This window comes from Mycobacterium sp. NGS40, assembly GCF_059812735.1.
This window is the reverse complement of record NZ_JCALDG010000024.1, coordinates 17,499-39,369: the sequence shown is the minus strand read 5'-3', so window position 1 is coordinate 39,369 and position 21,871 is coordinate 17,499. Positions and strand designations below refer to the sequence as shown.

Sequence of the window (21,871 nt, the reverse complement as noted above, 5' to 3'; positions counted from 1 at the left end):
AATGCCAGCGGACACCCAAGTTAGGCCCCTGACAACCCCACTTGCAGGCACCGCTACCTACTCAGAAAGCTAGCAAGTTATCAGCAAATCTTCCTAGCGAACCTCTCGGCGCGTCCTTGGTCTGACGAGTCGTCGCGCCGAGTCTAGCAGGGGTTGTCAACCACAGCAAAGTCGTGTAGGGGCGCCACTCGGCGGACCGCCGCTGGTATCACCCTCCGCACCGCTCACAAGAGCGCGAAACACCCAGCTCACAGGCCTGAACAATGTCTCCCATCCAACCCGGTCGCCCAGAGCAACCCTCCAATCCCGACGCTGCCATCAGGGCGGGGTAGCCGATGGATCACCTCCCCGGTCACCCGTCGGGGCACGGCGACTCGACGGTCGCGCGGCGGGCTCAAAGAAAGATCCGGGTCGGATAGATCCCGAACGACCTGCAACCCCCCGCTGATCGGACCGCAAAAAACCCCTAGCAGCCCCGAACACCCCTCAACCGGGTTCGAAGCGGGCGTTCCTGCACCTCAGAGCCGGTCCTCTGGAAAACGGGGATTCGCCTCTGCATCGTTTGACCTGTGAGTTTCCGCCCCAGCACCGGCGACAGGGTCCGCCACTGGACCCAACAACACCGCCCTAGTCGACGCACCATGTCTCGGGCCGGAGTCATCGCCTGCCTGGCCCTCGGCGCCCTCGGCGGCGTCAACGCCATCGCCACAAGCTGCGCGCCCGACCACACGGTCACCGTTGACCAACTCGACACGACGCTCAACCGCGGGACGTCGGTCAGCGGCTTCGCCGACGCCTACGTCAACGTCTATCTGACGACGACATCGGCGAGCGCTCTGACCGCCTTTACCGGTGCCCGCATCACCCCTACGGCCGTGCCGGTAAGCGTGATCAAGACCGCTCCTTGGTCGGTGACGCGTCAGCCCAGCGGATTCGCCAACGTCGACTACTGGTCGGTGATCATCGGTGCGTTCGTCAAACCCATCTCCAAGGCGCCCGAACTGCGCTTCTATCAAGTCCCTGTCGCCGTCGTTCAGGGAAACCCACGCATCACGACCGCCCCAGCCATCGTCAACGGTCCCGACATCGGATATGACATCGACCTGAACTACCCATCCCAGGTCTCGCAAGACTCCGACGCCTATAAAACCGTTGCCGACTTCTTGGACACCTGGCTGAAAGGAACGGCCAGCCATCCCGCGAGCGGCGATATCAGCCGCTACAGCATTTCTCCACAAATCCGGCCATTCGACCACGCTCCATTCACAAAGATCGGTATCGACTCGATCAACGCGCAAGCCGACATCCCGGGCGCCGCACAAAACGGATTCACCACAAAAATTCTGGTTACCGCAGAAGGGTCAATAAATGACAAGTCAAATCAAACATTGACGTACCCACTCGTCCTCGTGCGGCAGAGCGACAAATGGTTTATCTCCGATATCGACCCAGCGCCTCAAATTGCCGGCCGTATCGCCAAGCCAACTGAAACGACGCAGCCTCCGTCCAGCACATCCACCAATGCCCCCGGATAACGGGAACAACTGACCCCGGAAAAGAACCACGATCCCGAGAACAGAAAAGGAGGGTAGAAAATGAACTACCTGAACCAGGTGCTCCTGAACACCATCACTCAGGGCAAGACGACCATCATCCTGGTCATCACACTGGTCGCCCTGGGACTCATCGCCCTGCTCTACGCCAAGAGCATGGGCTCGATCACCAAGGTCATCGTGGTGGTCGCCAGCGCCATCGGCGCCGTGATCATCGTCGTCATCCTCCCGGACCTGCTGCGCGGTTCGGCCAGCGACACCGGCGGACTCACCGGTATCACCAGCCGCTACTGACACCCGACACAGGCCCCAGAGGACCGCATGAGCTCCGACGAGTCACCCCGCGGCAACGCCGACACTGCCGAGCGCCGCGAGCCGCCCATCTTCGTCTCGATCTACACCCTGGCGCGTAAGTTCCCGAAACTGATCGGGAAATTCCCCAACGGACAACCCATCCCGTTCGGGCCGTTCACGCGCATCCAATGCGGCGTCCTCGTCGCGGCGGCCGGGCTCATCCTGCTGGTGTTCAAGCTGCTGGACCCGCCGATCCTGCCCACCCTCTTCGTCGGAGCTGCGATCACCATCCCTTCGGTCATCCTGGCTCGCCGAATCGGGTTCTCCATGGCCCGTACCAGTTCACGGCTGATCTGGCTTGTGCGACCCCGCCTGTACCGCGCCCCGTTGAGCACCGGTGGCCGCCCACCGCACAAACACCAACGCCCGGCCACCACCGGGAAAAGCGGCCACGTCCTGGACCTGGAGTTCCTTCAATGATCGTGACCCTGCAGCAACCCACCCTGGCCGTTACCGACAACTTGCGCTGGACCCGAAGCGGGGTCGTCTACGCCGAGTGGCTGCTCGGAGCGCTGCCGAACGGGCATGAGGAACGCAGCGAGAAAACCCGGATCGACAACCAGCACCGGCACCTGTTCTCCGACCTCGGCACGACGATTCTTACCAGCGTGGTGGCGCCGATCGCGATCCCGACGATCGCCGAAAAGATCACCTCCTCGGCACGGCGGGCCGCCCACCGCTACACGTCCGCCCACCGCTCCACCGCCAATCCCCCGGAACGAAGCGACTTCCTGACCCTGTTCCCCGACGCCGCTATCGAAGCCTCCGCGCGGCTCGCCGAGATCGAGATCCAAGATCCGCCTCCGGCCGAGCGACTGCACTGGTTGTCAGTCCCACTGTGCGGTCCCGCCCGTGGCGGAGACCTCCCCGACGGCTATCAGCCCACCGCTAAAGATGTCCAAGCCTTCACCACGCTCGCCGCCGACACCCAGCGCAAAATCCCCGGGATCTTCCGACCCCAACGCGTCAACGAGCATCAGATGCACTGGCTCTGGGAGCGCAGCCACACCCGCGGCGTCGATTACCGCGCATACCTGCAGGCGCTCAACGGATCCGAACCCAATCCGTCGGCACCGCGACCTTTCCCCCACCGCGCCGCCGGGCCGCACTCGGTACGCCGGCGACGCGGCTTTCGGCTCGACGGGGAAGTGGACCCAAGGCTGTCACGCGCGGTCAAGGTGGGATTTCCCGACAGCGATATCCCCCCGAGCTACCAAACATTCCTGTTCGTAGATGACTTTCCCGCCAAGCTGGCCTGGCCGGGAGTAGCCGACCAGGTGTTCGCGCTGCTCAATCACTTCGAAGGCGCCGGCATCGACTACACCCTGCACACCTGGGTCCGCAACCGCGCCGACGCCCTCGCGCACAATGCGAGCTCGCTCAAGCAGCTGGCCGAGCAGATGGACGAACGCGACAGCGAGGTGAGCTTCGCTCAAAACTTCCTTGTCACGCGCGGCCAGCAGCTCGCCCAGTACAACACTCACCTGGAAGGCAATCCGGCCGAGACCGAGATCCACTTTTGCCCGATCATCGCGGTGTCCGCACCCAGCTACGAGGAACTCCGCGACCGCGTCCAAGACGTGCACCGCACGTTCAAAGACATCCCAATCAAGCTCGTCGACCCCGCCGGCGCCCAAGAAGAAGCCTGGGCCGCCTGCCAACCCGGGTATACCCCGCAGCGGGTGACCGCCGATTACACCCACGTCACCGCCACCGACTACTTCTCCAAGTTCACGCCGATCACGGCCGCCAAGATCGGCGACGACGCCGGACCCTGCATCGGAGAGTGCCGGCTCTCCGGGTTCCACGAACCCGTGTACTTCGATCTGCTCGGCGTCACGGAGAAGAACAAGTCCGCCAGCTTCGCGTTGGTTGGCGACCTCGGATCGGGCAAGTCGGTGCTGCTGAAAGTCTTCGGCGGTCTCACCGTCGACCACGGCGGCCAGGTGTTCGCCATCGACCGCTCCCCCATGGGCGAATACGTGTCATTCGCCGAATCGGTCGCCAACGCGGTCGTCATCGATCCGACCAACCCCGAGTACACCCTGGACCTGCTGCGGGTGGTCCCCGGCGCCGACGTCGCCGAGCGCATCCTGCCCGTCCTCATGCGCCTGTTCCAAATCACATCGGGCAGCCCGGAATCCACCCTGCTGTCTGACCTCATCGAGCCGAATTACCGCGCACGGCACAAGATCAAGGGCCTGCCTGAACTGGTCACCCACACCGCCAACCTGGTTCGTAACCCGAGCCTGGCCACCGGAGCCGTCGCCGATGCCGCACCCGCAGTGATCGCGAAAGTCGCCTCCCAACTGCGCTTCTGGTCGCAACGCACCTACGCCCGTGTCCTGTTCGCCAACGACCTGCCACCACTGCCGCTGGACGCCCCGTTCGTGGTGCTGCGCACCAACAGACTCTCGCTACCGGACGAGAAGAGCAGCCTGGCCGACGATCCCACCAAGCTCTTCGGCGACGTCATCTACACGCTGTTCGCCACCATCGCCCGGCAGGTGCTGTTCTCAGAGCCTGACGACCCGGATCCGCGTTTCGGCCTCTTCCTGCTCGACGAGGCCCGCCATCTGACCCGGTCGGCCATCGGGGACGGGATCATCGAGGACTTCGTCATCGATGGGCGCAAGCACGACTGCGCGATCGGATTGGCCTCCCAGGATCCCGCGCACTTCCGACGGTTCACCCACCTCATCCCAACCCTGTTCCTGTTCCGCCAAGTCGACGAAACGCTCGCCACCGAGGAACTGCGCATGGCCAGCAAGGACGCCGCACGCGACCGGAACTTGGTCAAGCAACTGATGACCGAAACCAGCCCCGGCACCGGCGAGGACGGCGAAACCCCTCCGGAACGTCGCGGCGAATGCCTGATGAAGGACATCCGCGGCCGCCTCGTCGAGATCAAGGTCAAACTGCCGGCGCGCGGCGACCGCGCCGCCGCGGTGAACACGACCCCAGGGGCGGCCGCATGAACCCTTTCCGCTTCGCCGCCCGAGCCTGGCGCCGCGTCGTGCTGCTGCTGACTCCTGCGACGATGAGCATCATCAACGCCGCACCCGCGTGGGCCGGCACCGGTGCGACCGCGGCAATCCTGTGGATCGGAGTCACCGACAGCGCGCACGTGCCACTTGGCTCCTACGGCTTGTCGCTGAACAACGGCTCGCTCACCGATCCCGCCGCCGCACCGCCAGCACTGAGCATGCACTGGTTCTACAGCCTGTTCCTGGGCATCATCGCCACACCGATCTGGCTGGTGAACAACGTGCTGTCGTTCAAGTGGCTCAAGGTCATCTCACAGCCGTTCGACTTCATCGGCCACCAGCTGACCGTGATGGTGCACAACCCTGTGGTGCTGACCGCAATCGGTCTGATCGCCGCGTCCATCATCGCGGTGACCTTCGCGCTCGGCAAAGTCGGGAAAGCGGCCGCGCAGATCACCACGGCCATCCTGCTGGCCTACATCTCGATCGCCCTGGCCAACAAACCGGTCAGCGAACTGCTCGGCCCGAACGGCGGGCTGACGATGGGCCGCGACATCGGCGTCGAAATCAGCAGTGAGCTGTCCGGAAAGCCCCTAGAGGGTCAACAAGCGGTAGATGCCCTGTCGCAGTCGCTCGCCGACCACTTCGCCCGCACCCCCACCCTCATCTGGAACTTCGGCCAAGACCTGGACGCACCGCCCTACAACTGCGGCCAAGCCTGGTCCACAGCCATCACCAGCGGACCCGTCGACAAAGTCAAAGATGCCGTCGCCCAGAACTGCCCGGGTGGCCAAGACCTCCACGACTACGCCATGAGTGATCCCACCAGCAGGAAAATCATCGCCTTCGTCGCGATCATCTTCGCGCTGGCCGTCGCGATCGTCTTCACCTACCTGTGCGTCCAGGTCGTCATCCTCGCGCTATCGGCCGTGTTCTGGGCCATCGTCGGCATCGTCGCCCTCATCACCGGATGGATCCCCGGCGCCAGCCAGAACCTCGCGCTCAAAGCCGCCCTCGATGCGGTGTTCTCCTTCGCCGGCATGACAGGAATGGTCGCCATCGTGGGTCTCACCGGCACACTCGCCGGCGCCATGTTCTCCGCGGCCGGCGGCGACCTCGTCGTCGCCATGCCCCTGGTCTCGCTGATGCTTGTCGCGATCTTCATCGCCCTGCGCAAGGTCCGCAAAGGCATCCTCAAAGCCCGCGAACGCACTGTCCGAGCACTACAACGATTCAACGGATCCCCGGGCGAAATGTCTGGAACCACAAACATTCTCGAACGCCTCGACCCGCTCACCGCAATCCCGAACGCGACCAACCGAGTCACCAGCCTCGCCCGCCACGGCGCCACCACCGCCGCCAAACTCGGCATCGCCGCCGCAGCCCCCGAGGCCGCCCCGTTCCTCGGCGCCGCGGACCAACTCAAAAACAGGGAGAGCATCAAGAACCTCAAGGGATCACGCAGAGCCAAGACCGACACACCAGCGCAGGAAACCCCTGCGGCCACAGAAATTGAGACGCCAGCATGGGACGCAGAAACCGTCGAGGTAGGCGACCGGATCCGTTACTCGGGTGGTTGGGACGTCATCGGCAAGGTCAACGAAAAGTCCGTGCGGCTGGTCAACCTGGACGATCGGCTGCCCTTCGATCAGATCGAGGAGGTCAGGACGAGCGCCGGCGCCGCGGTCCGCATCGTCAGCGGCCAGAGGTCGATCGTCGACCAGGTCATCGCCTCAGGCGGCCAGAACGGCAACACCCCGACGCCGGCCGTGGCGGAGGGCGGGGAGCCCACAGCGAGCGGCACCACAGTGGCCGGTCCACCTGAGCGCCCGCCCCACCGCGGTGAGTGGCCAACGAGTGTTGCCGAGCACCGCCAGCGATTCCCGCACCTGTGCGGCGAAAGAACCACCCGCGGCGACTACTGCGTCAACGCCGCAGGCTCGTGCCCACACCACGCCCGCGACACCGGCCGCGCCCCGGCGCAGATCCACCCGGCCATCGCCGCCCTCGCCCGCTCCAGCAGTCAGGATGCGCCGGTGATCGATGATCCGGACGCCATGCCGGAGTTCTACGCCGACATAAGAGGCGAACTGATGGGACGGCGATAAGAGATGACCACCCCCGTCAAAATGGCCCTGGCAGCGGCCGTTACCGCGCTGCTGTGCATGCTCGCCCTGCCGATCGCGATCACCATGATGGCCCTGCCAGGTCAGGGAACCCAGCAGTTCTTCGCGACCTGCACCGCGGCGCTCGGCATCCGTGGGGCGATCGTGGCAAACCCTCCCAGTGACGCCCCATCTGCGCAGGAAGTCCTGTTGAAGATCAAGCAGACCGCCGAAACACTGGGATTTGGCAGACAGGGGGCAACCGTGACCGTGGCGATCGCTATGCGTGCAACTGGGCTGGCTAACGCCGCAAACGCCGGCGACGCCGACACGCAGCGCTATGCGCATAGCGCAGTTCTCAACGACGGCGCCGGCGCCCTTGGGCTGCCGCTGTCCTGGGGCAACGCCGCCGAGCTCATGACCCCAGAGGTGTCCACCGCACTGGCCCTCGACCACATGGTCGACACGGAACCCCGCTGGCGCGATACGGATCCCAGCCAGCTGGCCGCACAAATCACGGGACTGACGGCCGAAGACTTCACCCAGTACGTCGCCGACGCCCAAGCCCGCCTTGGGACACTGCCCGCGCCAGCCGAAACCTCCAGCACCGCTGCCACTGCACTGACCTCAGTCGCCCCGACCACCACTCAGCGGACAACCCAACCCGCACCCCCGACCACAACTGCCGCGACCTCAACGGCAACCACCGTGCTCAACCCGGACCAGGCCAGCTCGGCCATGTCCACCGCGCCCGCCGCCGCGAATTGCCTACACGCACTGACCACGCCCCTGCCGACCGTTGCACCCGGCCACAACCCCGCCGGACCTGACATCGCCGCCGCTGCCCAGCGCAGTGTGGGGACCGACCAGACCGCCACCCCCACCACACCAGCGACCAACGAGCCCATCCCCGCGCAGCCAACTACGCCGCCGGCCAACATCACCGACTCCGCCGAATACGTCGCCTCGATCCTGTCAAGCACCCTAGGAACCCCGATTCCAACCACCATCGCCGAACAGCTGCAGATCGGATACCGCGTGGTCGCCGACCCCGAACCCGGCGACGCCGTCTACATCGACATCAGCGGGAGCGCAGGCCCACACCTGGCCGGCATCGCCGTCGACCCCGACACCATGGTCACGGTGCTGCCCGGGCACTCAGCGCCGGAATGGACCCGCATCGGGCCGAATCGGGTGATCCGCCGCATCGAAGGGGGCCCCGCCGCATGACTCAACCTTCCGCGCCCATCGCCACCGCCGAAGATCCGGCCACCAGCGAGGCCGAGAATCCCTCCACCGCGAATCCCCCACACCCCGCGCAGGCCACCGGTCAGTCCGAGGGCCCGGTGCCGGTCAAGCCACCACCGTTGCCCGGCACTTCGGCGCCAGGCACGACACCACCTCCCACCACTACTGCCGCTCCCGCCGCGCCGGGCGCCACGACACCAAACGGCCACAGCCCCAATGGCACCGGAACCGTCCCGGCCACCACTGCAACCACCACGGGCGACACCAAACTTGAAGATGGCAAAGAGGATTCGGATTCGGAAGCCGACCACAAAGGCAACCACAACAGCACCGACAGCGACTCCGACAGCGACGCATCAGCCGACACTCCACCGGATCCAGGTCCGTCACCAGACGCCCTCGGCCAACTGGCCAATCTCGGCCCCCAGCTGGCGAGCCCGCTCATCAACGCCGCCACCGGGATCCCCGCCGCCGCACTCCAGGGCGCCGGAAGCCTCATCCCGGCACTCGCATCAGCCGTCATGCCCCAACTCGCCGCGCTCGCAAACCAACTCGGCACCGGCGCGCCCCCCGGAACCCCCTCGGGCCGCGTCAACACAAGCGGCGCCGACAGTCTCGCCGGCCCCCTAGGCTCCCTGGTCGGCGAAGGCCCCGCCGCCGACGCAGCCCGTAACAAAAACGAGGCCCTGGCCCGCCAAGTCGGCGCGATGCGCGACGTCGAACGCCAACTCGGCGAGATCCTGGGCCTGTCGTCGGCCCGCACCGAAGAAGATCGCGCGAAAATCCAAGGCGTCATCGACGACGTCGAAACCGCCCTCATGTCGGCCGGCGTCCAGGGCGACACCCCCGAGGCACAAACCGCGGTCATGACGGCAATGCGCAAGGCGCTCGACGAGGCCGGCAGCGTGGTCAGCTCCGCCGCACGCGACAAACTCACCGACGCCCAGTTCGTCCGATCCCTCATCCACAACTACCTGGCAGCAGCCGGCTCAACCGACTCGCTACACGCAGGAGTCGCCGGCAGCGGCGCTGGCGCCAACGCCGCACGCATCGCCCACGACGCGCTCGGCCTCCCCTACGTCTGGGGCGGCGGCGGCGCACTAGGGCCCACCGGGGGCGGATTCGACTGCAGCGGTCTCACCCAGTGGGCCGTCGCCCGCGCATCCGGCGGCCGCGTAATCCTGCCCCGGACCACCTACGAGCAGATTCATGCCGGAACCGCGGTGCCGCTCAACGCACTCGCCCCAGGTGACCTGGTCTTCTCCAACTGGTCGTCGCCGGGTGTCCCCGAACACGTCGCCATCTACATCGGAAACGGGCAAGTCATCGAAGCCCCACAGCGAGGCGTCCCCGTGCACATCAGCAACCTGCCTTCCGGCGCGCAAGCCCGCCGCGTTCTATAACAGAACAGAACGCATTGACCTCAGGAAAGACTGTCTAGATGATGGCTAATGACACCACAACGGACGGATTCGAGATCAGCGTCGACGAGGGCGCCTACCTCGTGGAACACCTCGACCTCAGTGGCCGCTTGCCCGAAGTCCTCGCGCTGTACAACCCCATGACCGGCCCCGACCTCGCCGAACCGTGGAAACAGCTCCAACGAGATCGCCTCACCGAACGCGGCATCCTCACAGCCAACGGAACACTGCCCGAAGTCGCCAACCTGGTTCGCACCATCGCGCACGCTGAGGAAACACTCGCCATCCGGATCATCCCGCTCCACGAGCCCAACACTATGTTGCGCGTCGCCATCGCCACCCGATTCGGCCAGTACGTCGTCGCCAGCCGCACCCGCCACATCTTTCTGGTCCAACAGGTGCCGGCCGCCGACTGGCTCACCGCCACCACAGCAGTCCTCGCCGTCAACCTAGGCACCATCGAACCGGCTCCCCTCAGCGATCTCATCCAGCTCACCGCCGCAGAAGCAGCACGCATCGCCGACACAGCCCCCGGCCACGCCACCGACCGACTCATCGAACACGGCCTCGACCCCCACGACGCCGCCATCCTCAACGCCTCGTCCAAACCCGACGTCGTCACAGAAATCACCGCAATGCGCCGTGTCGACGACGTCACCCGCCGCACCAAAACGGCAGTGTCCCTCCTCGACACCGAGAACTACGGACGCGTCCTTGCCTGGCCTCACGTCGGCGTAGACCGCCAAACCCATCTGACCTACGCCCCGATGTCCAACCAGCGCCTCGATGGCGCACTCCGCGCGCTATGGGGCTCACTTGACGACCGCTGAAACGTGTTTTGCCGCGTATTGCCGGGTATCATGCAGAACATGGCAGCGTTTACCAATTCGCCGGACTTCGGCGAATTCATCACCACGATTCGGTCGCTGACTTCGGTCTCACGTAAGAGCGTCGAGGACATGGGAGGCCCGTCCGAACGGCAACAGCAGGACGTCGAGTCCGGCAAGAACATGCCCATCACCGACCGCACGTGCGATCAGTACAGCAACTTCCTGCAGCAACGGGAAACCAGAAGCGTACCGATCACCCGCACGTTCTTCGAGGCGGCCTGCTCGGTGTTCAGAGGGGCCCAAGTCACGCCGGAACTCGGATGGGACGACGCACCCCTCTATCCCGGCGCCGGGTTCATGCTCGGCGACCTCGCCAAACCGGAGGCGGCAATAACCGCGGGGAGCCTGGTGTTCCCCGCGGCCCGCGACCTCTGCGCCCGAACCTTCGCAGATCTCGCGGGCGGGGCAACCGCGTTCACACACGTCGCCAGCCGAATTGCTACCCGCCACACCGCAATAACCGTGATGCCGTGGCCTGTGGCGTTAGCCAACAACTTCACCAGCGGGGCCCCGTGGCCCAGCCACCACACATACCGCATTGGCATTCCGTCCAACAACGGCTTCCCACGCGTACTGATGGACCCACTACGCGGCGTATTTGATCTTGAGAACGCCCACCTGCGGGCGGCCGCGCTGGGCGCCACCGGCGCCGATCGCACATGCCTGGCATGGGCCGTTCTGCTGGCTAACGGCGCCGCTGCACGGTCAGGGACCAGCCCGCTGCAGGCGTGGATCAACGTGTTCTCCCCGGACCCTGGTGAACGGAGCAGGTGGACGAACCTCAAGACCCAGATCCACGCTGACACTGGAGTCACCACCACTGTCACCCTCGACGATGTGCTCAGCACTGCCCAGCGTTATTTACTGCCGTGGGTCGAAGAATGGCTCGCCGCCAGCGGCCTGCACTTCATCCCAGGCCCCGGCGACGCGCAGCTCACATGGGCTCTCAACACTGCCGACTATCGCCGCGTCGAGTGGGACGCCGATGACAACAACAATGCACCCGGTCCACAACTGTGGTTCTGCGACCCCACCATGATCGACGCGGTGTCAGCCGTGCTCAACGACAGGAGAACAGGCAACTTCGTCCTGGACGACACGGCGCTCACCGCCACCGGCTCCCAACATCCACAGTTCGTCTGGTGTCCACTAGGTTCCAGCGGGCGACATGCGCTGCTGCAACAAGCCGGAACAGATCAATGGAGGCCCGCCGTGCTGTACTGACCGGTCGTGCCAGAGCGTTGCAGCCCAAAACCGCTGCAGGACAATCTATAACGCCGGGTGAACTGGTCCTCTTGAGAACGGCGCGATCGGCCTCAACAGTGGATGAGGTGAGATCACCGCTGTTCGCTCGCCTCGCCGCCGTCGCCAACTCGCCGCGTCCGCGGCCCAAGCCGGTCCGCGAATTCCACGTACCCGCAGAGCAGCTCCCCCAGCAGGTTCTTGACCGGTTACGCCACCCCAGTGCGCCTACCTACCTGGTGACCTGGGACCGCACCGCCCATGACGCCGTATTCCGCCCCAGCGAGGCTCCTCCGAGGTGACCAGCGGCCAAACCCGCAAGACCGCGGACGAGGAGAACCCAGCAGCTGTGCTGCTGGGCATCCTGGTCATCGTCGGTGGTGCCGGCTACCTCGGATACCGGTACCTGCGGAAGAACACCGACCTGGCAGCCTCCGTGGACATCCCGACTGCGGCCGCGGTCATCGGCGCAACACTCATTGCCCTCGTTACTGCGGGCATCGTCTGGCACGGCGCACGTCCCGGTGAGCCGTCGGCGGCCGAACCCGAAAAATGGACGCTCACACTGCCGGTGGGCCCAGCGACTATCGGCACCGCATCGGCGGCATTCGCAGCGACAACCGCCCTCGCCCGCTGGCTTCTCGCAATGCCATTCGTCACCGCGATTGGAATCGCCCTGGCCGCCGGCGTCGCGACCGCCGGTTTCACCATCGAGCCCTACCGCCTGCGGTGCGCCCGCCTGCAGCTACGCGGAACCCTGATTCAGGCGCTGTACGCCCCCCTCGGCCACAAGCAACCCTCACTGCAGGTCGTCCCGCAGACGACATGGGACGCCAAAGACACAGCGCCCCAAACGATCACCATCCGAGCAAGCCGCCCGATGACAGCCACTCTGCCCTCGACGAGCGACGACCGACTCGAACTCGACGACGGCATCGGCACGACAACCGCGACCGCCCGACGCCTCGATCCCGCCACCACGATCCGCCGCGCCCTGCGCACCCATTGTGACGCCCACTACCGCGTCAGCGCCGACCCGTCAGCGCTGGTATTCACCGCCACACAGTTCGTCCCCGAGCAGATGGACGAGGAACTGGCCGACCTCACCCGCAAGGCCCGCGACATCTTCGAATCGTCCGCCACCGTGACCGGAACCCTCGCCGACGGGTTCACCATCAAGCACGCAATCGCCAAGAAACTGATGGGCGACTTCCGCAAACGGGTGGCCGAACAGAATCTCACCGAACTTGTCGGCGGCACGTGGCGGGTCAAATGGGACATGCCGGCATCGACCGTGACGTTCACTCCCAAACCGGTGCTGCAATTCCCGCTGTTCACTAAGCCGATTCCCGCTGTCCGAACCATCGAAGAAGCGATCGGCCAATACCGCCAGACACGGTTCGCCTACGGCGTCGACCTCGACCTGGGCATCCAGGAATGGGATCCGCTGGATTCGCCCCACACCCTCGTCAGCGGAAAAACCGGCGCTGGCAAGACGGTCTACCTCCGCGGCCTGATCATGATGGCCGCGCTGCGCGGCTGGGCAGTGGTGCTCGTCGACTTCAAGGGCGGCTCGTACTCCGACTTCGTGGGCTGGCCCAACGTCCACATCATCAGCAGCGACCCCTTCGAGTCGATCGCCACCATCCACCGCATGTACATGCTCATGGAGGACCGCAACGCGCGCGCTCGCTGGGACCAATCGCAATGGGAGCACAACCTGCCGTACCTCATCGTCGTCGACGAGGCCGCCCAGTTCAAAGTCGTACTCGAACGGCTGTGGGCCAACCTGAAACCGAAGAACGGCGCCAAGGAATGCCCGACACTGACCGAGCTCGGCGAACTGGCGCGTCTTGCGCGCACCGCGCGGATGCACCTTGTGGTCGGTATGCAACGGCCGGATCACACCCTCATTGACACCGAGGCCCGCGACAACTTCGGCAACCGGGTATCGGTGGGCCCGATATCACGGATCGCAGCCGAAATGCTCTGGGACGACAGCTATGTCGGCCGCTACATTCCACGGATCAAGGGCCGCGGCATGTCCACGGGCACACACCAAGATCCACGGGAGACCCAGTACTACTTCACGCCAGCGGCCAACAGCACGGTCCCTGAGGAGGCCGCCGTCATCGAACAACTCCGGCCACCCGTGACACTCGTCCCCCGGTACGTGCCGGAGCTACCGCTGATGCTCGACGGCGTCTCGTGGAACGAGATTGCGGATGCGCCGTGGTTCCCACTGTCGGAGCGGCCCGACCTCGATCCCACCAACTTCTTCCGCAAAGTCACCTCATTCGACGGAGATTCACGCCTCGGATTCGATGTCGCGGAGATCATCCGAGAAGCCGAAAACGAGGGAATGGACGAACTGGTGCTGGCCCCGCGAGATCTGCAGCCCAAGGACTTAGTGTCCTTCGACGACGGCCATATCGGTGAGGTGGACGGCATTGATGTCGCCGACGATGGCGTGGTCACCGTGATGTGGCAGGACGACAACGATGGCCGCCTCTGCGTATCCAGTCTTTCGCCAGACAGCCGTCTGGCGGTCCAGCGCAACTCCTCTTGAGAACCGCCTGCATACGGCCTTAGCGTCGTAGCCAAACCTGCCGTATTCGCTGGCGGGGACCAGGAAAGGGGCGCTCGCAGCTCATGTCTTTTGAGGATCTGCTCGATCCGGGCGACATCTTGAGCGTCGCCGCTGGGGCGCCGTTTGGGCCGGCCGGGCTGGTGATGGGCCCCGTGTTCCGGGAACTGTTCGACATCGGACGCGAACTTTTCGGCTCGGGTGACCATCCGAAGATGCCGCCGCCGCCTAAACCGCCACCACCTACGCCGCCGCCCAACGGGCAGGGGCCAACACAGGAGCAGATCGACAAGATCAACCAGGTGCTCGCCGATATGCAGAAGCAGATTGAGGAGATGCACAAGGCCGGCGAGACTGCCGCCGACGAGACCGGGAACAATTCCGATGCCGGCCGGACAGCGCATGATCAAATCCTCAGCGGCGGCGGCGATCTGGGTCCGGCGCTCGCGGCACAAGGTGGCACCCCGGAAGCCGATGCGGGTCGGCTCGCAGCGCTGCAGCAGCAACTCGACGAACTCAAACAGAACGTGCAGGAAAAGGCCGGCAACGCCGACGGCATCGCTGACAGCCTGCGCAACCTGGGTATGGGAATGCCTGGAATGGGCATGCCAGCACTCGGCGGCGGGCCCGGCCTGGGCATGCCCAGCCTGGGCGGAGGGGGCCTCGGTGCGCCGGCAGGTCTTGGTGCACCTCCTCCGCTGAGCTCCCCCGCCCGCAAGGACGACCTGAAGCCAGCGGACCTGTCCAAGCCCAGCGATGCGCTCAAGCCTGCCCCGGTGACCGATCCAGCGGCGCCACCGCCGACGGCGGCGTCACCGGCTGGTACCGGCGCCGCTCCGCCGCCAGCCGGAGCCGCGCCCGGCCCCGCTGCACCGAGCCCAGCAGGTGCTGCCCCGCCACCAGCCAAGCCTGCACCTGATGCTGCTGGGAATGCGCCCGCGAGCAAGGAGGTCACGCTGCCCAGCGGCCAGGTAGTCACCGCACGAACACCTCAAGGCGCAGCCGCGGTACGTCAGGCACTCACCCGTACCCCCGACAGCGGCGATGTCGCGACGGCCGCATACGCCGGAACCGGTGTGGAGCTTCCCACCGACGGCGCCGACCTAGGCAAGAAGGTCGACCCCGCCGACGTCAAACCCGGTGACATCGCGGTCTTTTCCGACCACACCGCGATCGTTGCCGGCAACGGCCAACTGATCGGCCCGGACGGAAAGCTGCAACCACTCGGCGTCATCAACGACATGCCCGGCTTCAAGGGATTCTTCGATCCCACCGCAACCGCCGATGCACCCGCCCCGGCGACCGGCGCCACACCCGGCGCGCCGGGAAGCCCGCCGGCAACAGCGCCGACGGCCCCACACAGCTCGGAACCGAGCAGCTCGACGCCCGCGTCGGCCGTGATGGCCAGCCCGGGAACCACGAAGCCCACCACAGGACCAATCAAGCCGCCGAGCGATCCCGGCTTCGGACTGCCCGCCCAACCCAACCATGACAGTTGAGCAGGTCGTCGACGACTACCTCAAAGGCGTACGCGAAATCGTCGGAACGACACCCGCACCGACTACCCCGACGTCGCCGTCACCAACGACGCTGCCCGAATTCCCCAGCGCCGACTGGACAGGCAATGCTCACGACGCCGCGATCGCCGCTGGAACCTCGCTGCAGCAGGCGCGACAGAACCTGAACACCGCCGCGGGCGGCGTGGCCACCGCCACCGAATCGGCCAACAGGATCGCCGGGGACGCCATAACCCAGCTCGACGTGATCGCCGGCGAATGGGAACACGCCAAGGCCGCCGCCGGCGTACTCCCCTCCCCCGGGCCGCGCGATGCCGCGCTGATGCCTCAAGCACAGATGACGATCGGCGAAGCTGTCGTCCTCATCTCGGCGACCACCGCCAAGTACGCCGACGCCGCCGCTGAGGTACGCAAGCACACCGCTAACCTGCCCAATCACGCACCGGCGCAGAAGCGCCCGGATGGACCTGACGGCGACGGCAGCGCACCACCCTCGCCCGGTCTGTCAACGCCAGCGACTCCCGGTCCCGATGTGACGCTGGCCGGAGGTGCGCCAATGCCTACCGGCCCTATGGACGGGCCGGTAGGCGGCGCGAATTCAGCACCCGCGGCAGCAATGTCCACCATGGCGCCCGCGGCGGCCGGGATGATCCCGGCCGCGATGGGTATGCCCGCAGCGTTCATGCCGATGGCCTCCGCACTCCCGGCGGGGGCGGCTCCCCTCGGCGGGATGCTCAGCCCGTTCATGCAAGCCGCCGGCGGCAGCCCCTCGCCGTCCACCACCGCAACCGGTGACGCCGAGGACATCCCGAGCAGCGGTGCTCAACCCGCCAAGCACACCGGACAACCACGCACGATCAGGGAGGCGATCGACGGAGCCCTCGACGCGCTCGGCATCACCGATCCACAAGCGCGCCAACGCTGGCAAGAGGGCTACCAGACGCTGATCGAGCGCGAGTCGAGCGGCAGAGTCCACGCGATCGCCAACGGCGATTCGAACGCGGTCGGTCCAATCATGGCAGACGGCGGGCATCGAGGATCCTCCCGCGGCCTAGCGCAGGTCACACCCAGCACCTTCGAAGCCTTCTGGGTGCCCGGCACCAGCAAGGACATCTTCGACCCGGTCGCCAACATCGCCGCATCCATGAACTACGTCATCAGCGACCCTAAGTACCACGTGTCTCCGAGCGGGGTCGACCTCGCTACAAAGATCGCCCAGGCAAACCCCCGTTCCCAGGGCGGAGGTTACTGATCAGTGACCAGTGTCATCGAGGCTGTGGACGCCGTCATCCGGGAAGCTCGCACCCTCCTGGGTAGCGGACAAGGAGCAGTCCCCAGCGCCCCTTCCCAACCGGGTGCTCCCGCGACGGCCCAGGGCTGGAACGGCCAGGCCGCTGGCGCCGCCGAAACCACCTCCACTCGCCTACACGGGCTTCGAGGCAAGCTCACCGACGCACACACGGCGGCCATCACCGCTATGTCAGTAGGGCCCGATATCGCCAGGAACGCCCACAACGGTCTGGACACCATCGAAACCGGTTGGCAGACCGACAAAGAACAACTCGGACCGTTCGCCGGCACCCCGGAAGGCAAGGTCGCGCTCGCCCTCGCCGGCCAGGGACGCATTGCAGAAACCCAGTCGCTCGTATTCGATATCGCTACCCAGTACGGCGACGCGGCCGCCAATGTCAACGACGCCACCGCGAACCTACCCGAGACCGAGCAACACGCCGCGGAGACCGACCCCACCGATCCTGACCACGAACACCCCAACGACGGCAGCGACCCCCTGACCGACCAGGGCGAGGACTCGGAAGGCGATCACACCGACGACCTACTCGCCGGCACACGCTCCCCGGCTGCAAATCCCCTCTTCAGCCAAGCCAAGATGGCTGCCGAACCTGCCGGCACGCCCACACAGCCGATGATGCCGCCCGGCATGCCCATGGGCATGCCGTCAGGAGGCATGCCCACAGGCGGCGGCATGCCCAGCGGAGCAGGACTCAGCTCTCTACTGCAACCACTTACCCAGGCGGCAACCACCGCGGCCAGCGCCGCCGACACATCGCCGCAAGGTGACGTCGACGAAACCGACCAACCCGACCACGATGCGAGCACCGGTGCGCGCGTGGTGAAGAACGCCGACCGCGCGCTGGGGCTGCCCTACATCTGGGGCGGCGGTGGGGCGGGCGGCCCGACCGGCGGTGGCTTCGACTGCAGTGGCCTTGCTCAGTTCGCCGTCGCGCAGGCGACTGACGGCCGAGTCCTGCTGCCCCGCACCACCTATGAGCAGATCCATGTCGGTGAACGTGTCGACCCATCGGACGCCCGGGCCGGTGATCTGATCTTCTCGAACTTCTCCTCCCCGGGTGTGCCGGAGCATGTACAGATCTATGCTGGCGACGGGAAAGTGATCGAGGCGCAGCAGTCTGGCGTGCCGGTGAAGTACAGCAATGCACCCACAGGGTCCATCGTGGTCAAGAGAGTCGTCTGAGGCTGCATCGCCGCAGCTCAGACCCGCAAAGCTTCTCAGGCCGCCACAGACGGCCTATCGGGCTGCTTCGCAATAGATACCACCGGGGAATGCGGCACATGCGCCTACGAGCGAATCAGGGGCCATTACGGCATTTTCGCCAGTTCGGCCACGCCAATCGGCCCATGATTCACCGTGAATCGACCGCCCCGTGGGCGTGTCCCCTGGAACACAACCCAAACCGCCGATACATTCACTACATGTACCGATTGCTGAAGGGATAACCTGTGGCCACCAACTCAACAGAGACAGCCGACATCCAACTGCCGAAGGCCCGCACCATCAAACGCAGCGCCGGCACCACGTCGCGTCGATCCGTCACGCGCGTTCGAGCAGACGCATCCACAACACCGGCCTCTCGCGCCGGAATGCTGAGCGGACTCACCCCAGACGAGGCGATCGCGCAAGGTCTGAGCGTGGTACAGATCGAGCCCTCCGCCCTTATCCCCCACCCTTTCAACGACGCGAGTCGCTCCATCGTCGATGAAGACGATGAAGGTTGGAAAGAGCTACTTGTCTCTGTCGAGGAAAAGGGTGTCCGCATCGCAGCCGCCGCGGTGACTCGGAAGGCATTCACCGCACGGTGGCCACACGTACTTACCGGGGACACACGCGGCGAGTACGTCCTCATCTACGGGCACCGCCGCAGGGCGGCCGCGCTGGCCACCGATACCGCCGCAATGCCGGTCATCGTCGACGACGGTATCCTCGACACACCAGACGGTGGACTCCTGGAGATGTTCAAGGAGAACCACGCGCGTGAAGGCCTCTCACCACTGGCTGAGGCGGAGTTCCTCGCCAGACTCGCTGAAGAGCTGCACATCTCGCAACGCGAGCTCGGCAAAGCGGTCGGGATCAGCCAACCAACCGTGCACCGCAGGCTATCGCTGATCTTCCTCGACAAGACACTGCAAGACGCGGTCCGCGACAAGAAGCTCGCCCCCACCGAAGGGTCGACCCTCGGCAAACGCTTGCCCTACGGACCAGTCCGGTCCTTCCAAGACGACCCCGACCCCGACCAAGACACGGATGCGCGCCGGGAAGAACAACTCCGCGCCTTCAGTCTCACCCAGAATAGCGGCATCCTGATGAGCCAGGCCGCGGACCGGGTGATCGCAGAGCGGCGTTCCCGCGCCCTGGCCAACGACCAAGGCATTGAACTGGTCGACCCCGCGACACACTTCGGAGATGCGGCAACCGCACGCCGACATCGCATCTATGACACAGTTACAGATCCAACCACGGTGGTTGCGGCGATCGACGATACCGGCGCACTGGCCTACTACAGCATCGAAGCACCCACGCCAGTCGATCCAGAACCACTCCCCTCCCCCACCGCACCAACGGGGCGTGAGTCCACATCGCCCTCCGGCCAGCAGGACGGAGTGGAGCCCTCCGCGGCACCGGCGGCTATGAAGCAGAAGACTGAGAAGTCGACTGCGGGCCGGGCGGCAGCAACGAAGAGTCGCCGCGCCGCGGCGGAACGTATCGCGCTTGAACCACCACCCAAGACCGACATGCTCCAGATTTTCGCCGATCTCTATGCACTGAATGCCACTGCCGAAGTCGACTGGGCAGCGGTCGAGACCCTCGCGAACAGCTGGGGACTCGACAGCATGCCAGCACCGACGACTAGCAAAGCGCGACTAGCGCGAGCCTGGACGACAGCTCTGGCTGCTTACGAGATCCACGCGGGGGCCAAGTCGCAGTGGGGCGAGGTCGACAAGCTGTACTACACATTGCTCCGGGACCGGGCCAAGTACGAGCCAGGGCCGTGGGAGCGCGAGCAACTCGACAACATCACCGAGGACTGATTCACCGTGAATCACCAATGGTGTTACCAACGGGCGCCTCGAAAGGGCGGTCGGGGCCTGATTCACGGTGAATCAAGCGAACCGGGCGATAAGCCGATATCGACCGCTCAAGGCGGGATGATTCACCGTGAATCGTCGGCGCGGCGCCAAAGGTTCATGATTCACCGTGAATCGAATCCGGGGGAGTCGTCGCGCCGTACCACACGTCGAACCGCCACGATCGCCAACCCCTTTGCCTGCCCGTCGAAGGCCCCCGTTCTCAGGGTCCGGACGGGAGAGGCGGCATGATTCGTCGTCGGGAATCATCTCGACGGAGCCGCGAGTATCTGATTCACCGTGAATCAAATCTGGGGGAGTACGGCCCGTTTGCGCACCACCGGACCCCCTCCGGTCTCCACGGGCCCCGGGACCGATCGAGCAGCGTGATTCACGGTGAATCGCCCACGGGGAAAGCCCCGGCCATACCCAGATATGTCGGGCACCCGCAATCCCGGGAGAGCACGGCACCGGACATCGCTCGTTATCCCTACAACGCCGGGCGGCACTGCCGACCCTCAAGAATGCCGATTCACCGTGAATCGGATGCCCGACAGATCCACCGCACCGCACCCAACGACGTCGCATTGAAGCCGCCGCGTCCACTCACTCCAATACCGATTCACCGTGAATCACAACCTCCAAAGGAAGGCCCCACATCGTGAGCATCTATGCCACCGCGACTATCGCCGGGTCAGCCGGCAAGACAACCACCGTCACCTCCTTGGCCGTGCTGTGCGCGAGCCGAGGTGCCAGCGTCCGCGTGATCGACTTCGACCCACAGGCCAATGCCAGCCGACAGCTCGGATACGCAGACCTCGACGAGAACGAGCTAACCGTGGCTGACGTGCTCACCGAGGGAGCAACGATCGCCGACGTGGAGAGGCCAGCACTAGCGCCGGCGGGAATATCAGAGGAGGGACTGCCCCTCTTCGACGACGAGTCCGACATTGAGAACCTCACCGTGGTACCGGCCTACTTCCCGACCCTCGACGAAATGAAGGAACGCCTGGGCCACATCACCGGGGGAGTGACGCGGTTACGCCGGGCAATATCCGCAGCACCACCAGTCGACGTCACGCTGATCGACGCACCCGGCGTAAAAGGCGCGCTGACACTGTCGGCGATCCTGGCCACCCAGGCAGACCAGACGAGCGGTGCCTCCGGTGTCTTAACGTGCACGCTGCCCAAACCCAAGGAGATCGAAGGGATCGGCAAGCTGGAGAATCTTATTACCGCCATCAACGAGGATCGCGATCTGGCCATCACACTGAAAGGGATCATCGTCTGCGACGTCCCAACCAACAAGAGGAAGCTCTACCAAGAGAGCGTCGCAGACCTGCGAGAAGGCTACGGCGACCTGGTAGCCCCGTCGGTCAACCAGGCTGTCGGCGTCCCGGAGGCGTACAGCTTCTACACCCCGGTCCCACTCTTCCGCAACGCCCGTAAGACAACCCTCGAATACATCAAAGTGCTCGACCACTTCATCGCCATCGGACTGTTCCCCGAGGTGAAGGCCAGCTGATGGTGCGCCCGCACAGTACTGTCAACGTCGACCATGATCGACACGAGATGGCCCGCGCC

16 protein-coding genes are annotated in these 21,871 nt (G+C 65.3%); all 16 read left to right on the top strand.

Annotated features, from left to right (window positions below):
• Positions 1–641 precede the first annotated feature (641 nt).
• Complete coding sequence (locus AC5Y5O_RS26620) at positions 642–1,535, top strand: conjugal transfer protein (protein ID WP_005113690.1); 894 nt, start codon at positions 642–644, stop codon at positions 1,533–1,535.
• 60 nt (positions 1,536–1,595) lie between these two features.
• Positions 1,596–1,847, top strand: coding sequence for a hypothetical protein (locus AC5Y5O_RS26615; RefSeq protein WP_005113689.1), 252 nt, complete (start codon positions 1,596–1,598; stop codon positions 1,845–1,847).
• Between the two features lie 27 nt (positions 1,848–1,874).
• Complete coding sequence (locus AC5Y5O_RS26610; protein WP_005113688.1) at positions 1,875–2,327, top strand: hypothetical protein; 453 nt, start codon at positions 1,875–1,877, stop codon at positions 2,325–2,327.
• Positions 2,324–4,885: an ATP-binding protein gene (locus AC5Y5O_RS26605; RefSeq protein WP_005113687.1), complete on the top strand. Its 2,562-nt coding sequence runs from the start codon at positions 2,324–2,326 to the stop codon at positions 4,883–4,885. The genes AC5Y5O_RS26610 and AC5Y5O_RS26605 overlap by 4 nt, the downstream gene beginning before the upstream one ends.
• A complete protein-coding gene (locus tag AC5Y5O_RS26600) occupies positions 4,882–7,002 on the top strand; it encodes a hypothetical protein (protein WP_005114891.1) in 2,121 nt (706 codons plus the stop codon). Before AC5Y5O_RS26605 ends, AC5Y5O_RS26600 begins: the two co-directional genes overlap by 4 nt.
• A gap of 3 nt (positions 7,003–7,005) precedes the next feature.
• Positions 7,006–8,229 (top strand): hypothetical protein, encoded by a 1,224-nt coding sequence (locus AC5Y5O_RS26595; RefSeq protein ID WP_005114892.1) that lies wholly within the window; start codon positions 7,006–7,008, stop codon positions 8,227–8,229.
• Positions 8,226–9,650 (top strand): C40 family peptidase, encoded by a 1,425-nt coding sequence (locus tag AC5Y5O_RS26590; RefSeq protein ID WP_005113683.1) that lies wholly within the window; start codon positions 8,226–8,228, stop codon positions 9,648–9,650. Before AC5Y5O_RS26595 ends, AC5Y5O_RS26590 begins: the two co-directional genes overlap by 4 nt.
• A 38-nt stretch (positions 9,651–9,688) precedes the next feature.
• Complete coding sequence (locus AC5Y5O_RS26585) at positions 9,689–10,498, top strand: ESX secretion-associated protein EspG (RefSeq protein WP_005113681.1); 810 nt, start codon at positions 9,689–9,691, stop codon at positions 10,496–10,498.
• A 39-nt stretch (positions 10,499–10,537) separates the two neighbouring features.
• Positions 10,538–11,782, top strand: coding sequence for a hypothetical protein (locus AC5Y5O_RS26580; protein ID WP_242602969.1), 1,245 nt, complete (start codon positions 10,538–10,540; stop codon positions 11,780–11,782).
• Between the two features lie 107 nt (positions 11,783–11,889).
• Complete coding sequence (locus tag AC5Y5O_RS26575; protein WP_242602968.1) at positions 11,890–12,102, top strand: hypothetical protein; 213 nt, start codon at positions 11,890–11,892, stop codon at positions 12,100–12,102.
• Complete coding sequence (locus tag AC5Y5O_RS26570; RefSeq protein WP_005113676.1) at positions 12,099–14,369, top strand: type IV secretory system conjugative DNA transfer family protein; 2,271 nt, start codon at positions 12,099–12,101, stop codon at positions 14,367–14,369. Before AC5Y5O_RS26575 ends, AC5Y5O_RS26570 begins: the two co-directional genes overlap by 4 nt.
• A gap of 83 nt (positions 14,370–14,452) precedes the next feature.
• Complete coding sequence (locus tag AC5Y5O_RS26565; protein WP_005113675.1) at positions 14,453–15,886, top strand: hypothetical protein; 1,434 nt, start codon at positions 14,453–14,455, stop codon at positions 15,884–15,886.
• Complete coding sequence (locus AC5Y5O_RS26560; RefSeq protein WP_005113673.1) at positions 15,876–17,156, top strand: hypothetical protein; 1,281 nt, start codon at positions 15,876–15,878, stop codon at positions 17,154–17,156. The genes AC5Y5O_RS26565 and AC5Y5O_RS26560 overlap by 11 nt, the downstream gene beginning before the upstream one ends.
• Positions 17,157–17,159: 3 nt before the next feature.
• Positions 17,160–18,398: a C40 family peptidase gene (locus AC5Y5O_RS26555; protein ID WP_005113671.1), complete on the top strand. Its 1,239-nt coding sequence runs from the start codon at positions 17,160–17,162 to the stop codon at positions 18,396–18,398.
• Between the two features lie 266 nt (positions 18,399–18,664).
• Complete coding sequence (locus tag AC5Y5O_RS26550; RefSeq protein WP_005115660.1) at positions 18,665–20,251, top strand: ParB/RepB/Spo0J family partition protein; 1,587 nt, start codon at positions 18,665–18,667, stop codon at positions 20,249–20,251.
• Positions 20,252–20,948: 697 nt separating this feature from the next.
• Positions 20,949–21,812, top strand: coding sequence for a ParA family protein (locus tag AC5Y5O_RS26545; protein WP_005113665.1), 864 nt, complete (start codon positions 20,949–20,951; stop codon positions 21,810–21,812).
• Positions 21,813–21,871: the final 59 nt, after the last annotated feature.